Genomic DNA, 7072 nt, shown 5'->3' with positions numbered 1-7072 from the left:
TAATGGATCAGCCTCGGGGGCTGTAAGCGAGGGCTAGGAGCTTCGAGCGGCGAACAACGAGCCCGCCATCGGCTCTGCAGCGGCTGAATCATGGCCAAGGTGCCAGGCCAAGGTGCCAGGCCAAGGCGCGGCCAGCTCGCCGCTCGTAGCTCGTAGCTCGTAGCTGTCCTTCAATCCGGTACCCGGCGAATCCGGGCACCCAGCTGCTGGAGCTTTTCCTCAATACACTCGTAACCGCGATCAATGTGATAGATCCGCTCGACGATGGTCTCGCCATCTGCCACCAGGCCGGACAGCACCAGACTGGCGGAGGCCCGCAGGTCCGTTGCCATGACCGGGGCCCCGGTTAGACGCTCAATGCCCGTGATGATGGCGGTATGCCCTTCCAGCTGGATTTGCGCGCCCATGCGCTGCATTTCCAGCACATGCATGAAGCGATTCTCGAATACGTTTTCGGTAATGGTGCCGGTTCCTTCGGCCACCGAATTCAGGGCGGTGAACTGCGCCTGCATGTCGGTGGGAAAAGCCGGATAGGGCGCGGTGTGAATGTTCACCGAGCGGGGTCGCTTGCCCTGCATGTCCAGCTCGATCCAGTCGTCGCCACAATCAATCCGGGCGCCGGCCTCGCCTAACTTGGCCAGCACCGCATCCAGCACCTGCGGGCAGGTATCCCGCAGACGCACATGCCCTCGCGTCATTGCCCCGGCCACCAGGTAGGTCCCGGTCTCGATGCGGTCGGGCAGGACGTTGTACTCACAGCCCTCAAGGCGATCAACACCGGTGATCCGCAGGGTGTCGGTGCCGGCTCCCTCGATTTTTGCGCCCATTCGAATCAGGCAGTTGGCCAGATCCACCACCTCGGGTTCCCGGGCGGCATTCTCGATCACGGTTTCACCCTGGGCCAGACAGGCTGCCATCATCAGGTTCTCGGTCCCGGTGACGGTCACCGTGTCCAGTACGATTCGAGCGCCGTGCAAACGGTCAGCCTTGGCAATGATATAGCCGTTTTCCACCCGGATGTCGGCACCCATGGCCCGCAAGCCTTCAATGTGCAGGTTGACCGGCCGACTGCCGATGGCGCAGCCACCAGGCAGGGAAACCGTGGCCTCACCAAAACGGGTCAACAGCGGCCCCAGCACCAGAATGGAGGCCCGCATGGTCTTGACCATCTCATAAGGCGCGTAGAAGCGACTGGTGGGGCGGGGGTCCACCGCAACCCGCATGCGGTCATCAATGGTGACATCAACCCCCATGCCGCCGAGCAGTTCGATGGTGGTGGTCACATCGTGGAGATGCGGGACATTACCCACGGTCATGGGCCCATCAGCCAGCAAGGTGGCCGAGAGGATGGGCAGGGCCGCGTTCTTGGCCCCCGAGATGCGTATCTCCCCTTCCAGGGGGCCACAGCCATTGATTAGCAGTCTATCCAAGAGAAAACCCCTGCAATTGATTGAGCCCGGCCGCCTGGTAACGGCCCGCTTATGCTGTGAATCGGGTGGGCTTCAGCGCCCGGCTTCTTCCGGCGTCAGTGTCTGCATGGACAGCGCATGGATCTCGCGCCCCATCTTTTCTCCCAGGGTGCGATAAACCATCTGGTGTCGCTGAATGGTGCGCTTGCCTTCGAAAGCCGGAGAAATGATGACCGCCTCAAAGTGGGTGTGGTCTTCACCCCGAACTTCCACCTGGGCCTCGGGCATGCCGGCCTCGATCAGGGACTTCACCATCTGGGGATCCATAGGCTCCTCAACAGCTATTGCGGGCAAAAATGCGAACCACCGCCACAGCGGCGGCGCGCAAGGACACTCTCAAACCCGATCAATCAATCGCCGTCTTTGGCAGGCGCAAATGAATGGATCAGGGGTGCACAATGATAAAGGAAGCCGCCGGCAATTCCTACGCGAAGCGCCAGAGCGCTATGCCTCTGGCTGGCTTGAAAGGCAGAATGGGCCGGTGGAAGTCGTAACAGGGAGATCCGGATTTGAGCGCAGTGCTTCAAACGGCAACCATCCTGCTCGGCATCGGGATAACGATCTGGGCCGCTGACCGCTTTGTGGACGGCGCGGCGCAGACCGCCCGGGCCCTGGGCGTTCCCGCCCTGGTGGTGGGCCTGACAGTCATGGCCCTGGGCACCTCAGGCCCTGAAATCGCCGCCTCCATCCTGGCCGCCGCACAGGGTTACCCGGCCCTCGCCATTGGCAATGCCCTGGGATCGAACATTGCCAACATCGGCCTGATCATCGGTCTCACCGCCATGATCGTGCCGCTCAAGCTGGCCTCCGCCTCCCTGCGCCGAGAGCTGCCCCTGCTGGTCCTGGTCAAGCTGGTGACCATTCTGCTTATCGCCAACGGGGAGCTGGGCCGGGCCGAGGGCCTGGCAATGTTGGTGATGCTGGTGCTGGCCCTGCTGTGGATCATTCGAATCGCACTCACCCCCGGCCGGGATGATCCCTTGCTGGCCGAACTCAATAGCGAGCTACCTGCTGAAACCCGAATGGCCCCCGCCCTGTTCAATCTGTTCCTGGGGTTGTTGCTGTTGCTGGGCGCTGCCCAGTTGCTGGTCTGGGGTGCCGTCGGTCTGGCCGGCAGCCTGGGTGTCAGCGACCTGGTAATCGGCCTGAGTATCGTCGCCATCGGCACGAGTCTGCCTGAACTGGCCACCTGCATCGCCGCCGTGCTCAAACGCCAGCACGATATCGCCGTGGGCAATGTCATTGGCTCCAATCTCTTCAATCTGCTGGCGGTACTGCCGCTACCGGCCCTGATCGCCCCCGGTCCATTACCAAGCGGGATTCTGGGCCGTGATTTTCCCGTGATGCTGGGGCTGACTCTGTTGTTGATTATCCTCGCACGGGGCTTTACCCGCCATGGCAGCATCAGCCGGGGCCAGGGCCTGCTGCTGTTCGCACTCTTTATCGCCTACCAGCTCGGGATCTTCATCGCCTGGAACTGAGCGCGGCCCTGACTTCGGCCACGGGCGGCTACTATGAGATAATCGTGCCACTTGATTCATTGAAGCAGAGCAGGATTCAGTCAATGGCCAGCCAGTCCTCCGGAAAACCCATCGCCGATGCCGACCGTGCCCTGGCACTGGCCCGTGAGGTCCTGCACCTGGAAGCCGATTGCGTCCGTGACCTGGCCGGACGTCTGGGCGAGGATTTCTCGCGTGCCTGGCAGATCTGTCTGGACTGCCGGGGACGGGTGATTGTCACGGGCATGGGCAAGTCCGGACACGTGGCAGGCAAGATAGCCGCCACCCTGGCCAGCACCGGCACCCCGGCCTTTTTCGTCCATCCGGGCGAGGCCAGTCACGGGGATCTGGGCATGATTACCGGCGACGATGCCGTGCTTGCCCTGTCCAACTCCGGCGAGACCAGCGAGGTTCTCACCATCCTGCCCCTGATCAAGCGCCTGGGCGTTCCGCTGATCAGCATGACCGGTCGCCCCGAGTCCACCCTGGCCCGGGCCGCCTCGGTCAACCTGGATGTCACGGTGCAAAGAGAGGCCTGCCCTCTCAACCTTGCGCCCACCTCCAGCACCACCGCCTCCCTGGCCATGGGCGATGCCCTGGCGGTTGCCCTGCTGGAGAGCCGCGGTTTCACGCAGGAGGATTTCGCCCGCTCCCACCCCGGTGGCAGCCTGGGACGACGGTTGCTCCTGCGCCTGGAAGACCTGATGCACAAGGGAGAGCGAGTCCCGGCAGTGGCCGCTGAGACCCCCTTCCGTGACGCCCTGCTGGAAATGACCCAAAAGGGCCTGGGCATGACCGCCGTGGTCAATGAGAAACGCCAGGTGGTCGGCATCTTCACTGACGGTGACCTGCGTCGGAGTCTGGACCGGCAATTGGACGTGCACCGCACCACCATCGGCCAGGTGATGACGCCGAGGCCCCGTACGGCACCGCCGGAAATGCTGGCCGGCGAGGCCCTGAAGATGATGGAGACCCATCGGATCAACCAGGTCCTGGTGACCGACGCAGAGGGCTGCCTTGTCGGCGCACTCAACATGCATGACATGCTGCGGGCAGGAGTGGTCTGATGACGGGGCAATCAGCCGAGGCCCGCGCGGCACAAATACGCCTGGCGGTCTTTGATGTCGATGGCGTGCTCACCGACGGCCGTCTCTATCTGGGACCCGATGGCTTCGAGATGAAAGTTTTCCATACCCGGGACGGACACGGTCTCAAGGCCCTGCGGCGTCAGGACATTGAGGTCGCGATCATCTCGGGGCGGGCATCCCAGGCGGTGGAGTCACGCATGGCCCAGCTGGGCATCGAGCATGTCTTTCTGGGCGTGGATGACAAGTTGCCCTGCTTCGAGAAACTGCGACAGAGACTGTCTGTACCCAGGGAACATTGCGCTTTCATGGGCGATGATGTGGTGGATTTGCCGGTGATGCGTGAAGTGGGCCTGGCCGCCGCTCCGGCCGATGCCCATCCTGACGTGGCCCGCATGGCCCATTGGCAGAGTCACCGCCCGGGTGGCTTTGGCGCGGCACGCGAATGTTGTGATCTGCTGCTGGCGGCCCGGGGCATCGACACCGCCTACGCGGGGAACTGATGGCTCGCTGGGCGCTTGGACTTCTGCTGGCGATTGGCTTGATCCTCAGCCTTTGGCTGATGGGGGACCGGGAGGCACCCTCCCTGCCGCAACCCGAACCACCGCCTGAGGCGGCGGTGCACCCGGACTACTGGATCAGCGGGGCGCAAATCCAGCGGTATGATGCCGATGGCCAGCCCCTGGCCCGGCTCAATGCCGAAGAATTGGCCAATTACCCGGATGATCAGCGCAGCGAATTGCGCCAGGTTCAAATCCATCGTGAGCCGGTGGCGGGCCTGAGCTGGGATATCCGTGCCGATCATGGCATGGTTTCCGGCGACAGTGACCATGTACATCTCTACGGCGATGTGCGCATCGAACGGCATCGGCAGACCCGGCTGACCGCCAGTCTGTTCAGCGACAGCCTGGATTATTTCCCGGAGCAGGAGCTGCTCCTGACTGATGAGCCGGTACGGATGGAACAGGGCCCAAGCCAGACCACGGGCCGGGGCATGCGTGCCGAGCTCGACAAGGACCGTATCAAAATCTTATCGGAGGTAAGGACCCGACATGTTCCCCGTGACTAGGTCTGGAAACGGCCCCCTGCTCTTCTGGCTACTGCTCTTGCTGCTGACCCCCGCTGCCGTGAACGCGGACAGCGAAGAGCTGGAAATCGATGCCGATCACTGGGAAGTGGACGGTCGTGAAGGCATTTCCATCTACGAAGGCAACGTGGTCATTCGTCACAAGGAACTGCTCATTCAGGCGGACCGGGCTGTGTTCACCGAACGGGAACCGGGCGTTTTCGAGAAGGCGGAGATGACCGGGTCCCCGGTGACCCTGGTGATTACCCCAGAGGACGGCCCCCGGACCGAAGGCGAGGCAGAGTTCATGCGCTATCGCTTTGAGGACGAGGTGCTGCTGATGGAAGGGACTGCCCGCCTCAAGCGACCACGCCAGACCTTGAGCGCCGAAAGCATCGAATACACCATCCCCGGCGAACGCATCCGGGCGCAGCGTGGCGAGGATGACGAAGGCCGGGTTCGGACCCGTTTCGAACGGGGCGAAGACAGTGAGCAACAGGGAGGGGGGGCATGAGCAAGCAGCTCGACGCTCGCGGTCTGGCCAAGCAGTACGGGAAAGTGCGCGCGGTTCGGGACGTGAGCATGCGAGTCGAGCCGGGCGAAATCGTCGGACTGCTGGGTCCGAATGGGGCCGGCAAGACCACCTCCTTCTACATGATCGTCGGCCTGGTCCAGCCGGATGCCGGCCATATCGAACTCAATGGACGAGACATTACCCATTTGCCGGTCCATGCCCGTGCCCAGGCCGGCCTGGGCTACCTGCCCCAGGAAGCCTCGGTCTTTCGCAAGCTGAGTGTGGAGCAGAACATCCGGGCCGTACTGGAGGTGCGGCCGGAACTGAGCCGGGACGAGCGCGACAGCAAGCTCGAATCCCTGCTCGAGGAACTGAATATCGCCCATGTGCGGGAAAGCCTGGGCATGAGCCTGTCCGGTGGCGAGCGCCGACGGGTGGAGATCGCCCGGGCCCTGGCCGCCGAGCCGGCCTTCATGCTGCTGGATGAGCCCTTTGCCGGCGTCGACCCCATCTCCGTTGGCGAGATCCAAAGGATTATCAGACACTTGCGGGACCGGGGGATTGGCGTACTGATTACCGACCACAATGTCCGTGAAACACTGGGCATCTGCGGGCGGTCCTATATCATCAGCGAGGGCGCGGTCATCGCCGAGGGTACCGCCGAGGAGGTACTTGAACACCGCCAGGTCAGAGAGGTCTATCTGGGTGAGGACTTTCGACTCTAAACACCCCCACGACGCTGCCAGATGGGCTATAAATAGAATGAAGAAGCAAAATCGAGGGCCATTCCGGGCCCCATTCCTGCAACGGGAGCCAACTTTGTCGGAAATCTTCTTAAAATCCGATGCTTAAACCGGCACTGCAGCTAAAGATCGGCCAGAAACTGGCCATGACCCCGCAACTGCAGCAGGCCATCCGTCTGTTGCAGCTCTCCTCCATTGAACTGGAAACCGAGATTCGCCAGGCGCTGGACAGCAACGTCATGCTGGAAAGCGAGGACAGCGATGACAGTGATGGCGCCGAAACCGGCCAGTCAGATTCCGACGCCAGCCAGGACCGGGGCGGCGACAAAACCGAGACTAGCACCGAACCCGCCGTGGAAGCCCAATACGAAGCCCCGGAGTACTACTACGCCGGTGCCACCGGTGGCGGTTGGCAGGAGGAGATCGACGAAGACCGTCGGGCGGAGAACGCCGATGGCACCTCCCTCCACGACCACCTGCTGTGGCAGCTCGACATGGCCTCTTTCAGTGATCGGGACCAGAGCATTGCCCGGGCGGTGATCGACGGGATCGACGCCACCGGCTATCTGCGAGAAACACCGGAGGACCTCCGCCAGGCCCTACGGAACAGCCTGGAGGACCTGGAGGACGACGAGATCGAGATGGTGACCCGCCGGGTTCAGTGTTTCGACCCGGCCGGCGTCGCCGCCCGTGACC

At 62.9% G+C, this 7072-nt stretch carries 8 protein-coding genes and 1 pseudogene; 7 read left to right on the top strand and 2 right to left on the bottom strand.

Translation table 11 applies throughout. The features are described from left to right. Positions 1 to 170 precede the first annotated feature (170 nt). A complete protein-coding gene (gene murA, locus ACJWXQ_RS04705) occupies positions 171 to 1430 on the bottom strand; it encodes a UDP-N-acetylglucosamine 1-carboxyvinyltransferase (protein ID WP_346050497.1) in 1260 nt (419 codons plus the stop codon). 72 nt (positions 1431 to 1502) lie between these two features. Then, on the bottom strand, positions 1503 to 1736 hold the full coding sequence (locus ACJWXQ_RS04700) for a BolA/IbaG family iron-sulfur metabolism protein (protein ID WP_346050498.1): 234 nt from the start codon (positions 1734 to 1736) through the stop codon (positions 1503 to 1505). A 251-nt stretch (positions 1737 to 1987) separates the two neighbouring features. Between ACJWXQ_RS04700 and ACJWXQ_RS04695 the strand changes: the two genes are divergently transcribed. The 7 genes and pseudogenes from ACJWXQ_RS04695 to ACJWXQ_RS04665 form a co-directional block, all read left to right on the top strand. Beyond that, positions 1988 to 2950 (top strand): calcium/sodium antiporter, encoded by a 963-nt coding sequence (locus ACJWXQ_RS04695; protein ID WP_406672273.1) that lies wholly within the window; start codon positions 1988 to 1990, stop codon positions 2948 to 2950. A gap of 83 nt (positions 2951 to 3033) precedes the next feature. Then, entirely contained in the window at positions 3034 to 4035 is a 1002-nt protein-coding gene (locus ACJWXQ_RS04690; protein ID WP_346050500.1) for a KpsF/GutQ family sugar-phosphate isomerase, read from the top strand. Beyond that, the gene (locus ACJWXQ_RS04685) at positions 4035 to 4556 is read left to right on the top strand and encodes an HAD family hydrolase (protein WP_346050501.1); all 522 of its coding nucleotides are present in this window, start codon (positions 4035 to 4037) and stop codon (positions 4554 to 4556) included. Before ACJWXQ_RS04690 ends, ACJWXQ_RS04685 begins: the two co-directional genes overlap by 1 nt. Further along, the gene (gene lptC, locus ACJWXQ_RS04680; RefSeq protein WP_346050502.1) at positions 4556 to 5122 is read left to right on the top strand and encodes an LPS export ABC transporter periplasmic protein LptC; all 567 of its coding nucleotides are present in this window, start codon (positions 4556 to 4558) and stop codon (positions 5120 to 5122) included. The genes ACJWXQ_RS04685 and lptC overlap by 1 nt, the downstream gene beginning before the upstream one ends. Continuing rightward, positions 5115 to 5633, top strand: coding sequence for a lipopolysaccharide transport periplasmic protein LptA (gene lptA, locus ACJWXQ_RS04675; protein WP_406672272.1), 519 nt, complete (start codon positions 5115 to 5117; stop codon positions 5631 to 5633). The genes lptC and lptA overlap by 8 nt, the downstream gene beginning before the upstream one ends. After that, positions 5630 to 6358, top strand: a complete 729-nt coding sequence (lptB, locus tag ACJWXQ_RS04670) for an LPS export ABC transporter ATP-binding protein (RefSeq protein ID WP_346050504.1) — start codon at positions 5630 to 5632, stop codon at positions 6356 to 6358. The genes lptA and lptB overlap by 4 nt, the downstream gene beginning before the upstream one ends. Positions 6359 to 6477: 119 nt before the next feature. Next, positions 6478 to 7072: pseudogene (locus ACJWXQ_RS04665) on the top strand (RNA polymerase factor sigma-54); the annotation flags it as partial.

This window comes from Natronospira sp. (assembly GCF_007134575.1).
GTDB lineage: Bacteria > Pseudomonadota > Gammaproteobacteria > Natronospirales > Natronospiraceae > Natronospira > Natronospira elongata.
The sequence above is the reverse complement of the archived record's forward strand: the minus strand, read 5'-3'. Positions and strand labels throughout refer to the sequence as shown.

Coding starts and splice junctions, on each gene's coding strand:
- ACJWXQ_RS04685 (WP_346050501.1), top strand. CDS start 4,035: ATGACGGGGCAATCAGCCGAGGCCCGCGCGGCACAAATACGCCTGGCG.
- lptC (WP_346050502.1), top strand. CDS start 4,556: ATGGCTCGCTGGGCGCTTGGACTTCTGCTGGCGATTGGCTTGATCCTC.
- ACJWXQ_RS04690 (WP_346050500.1), top strand. CDS start 3,034: ATGGCCAGCCAGTCCTCCGGAAAACCCATCGCCGATGCCGACCGTGCC.
- ACJWXQ_RS04700 (WP_346050498.1), bottom strand. CDS start 1,736: ATGGATCCCCAGATGGTGAAGTCCCTGATCGAGGCCGGCATGCCCGAG.
- lptB (WP_346050504.1), top strand. CDS start 5,630: ATGAGCAAGCAGCTCGACGCTCGCGGTCTGGCCAAGCAGTACGGGAAA.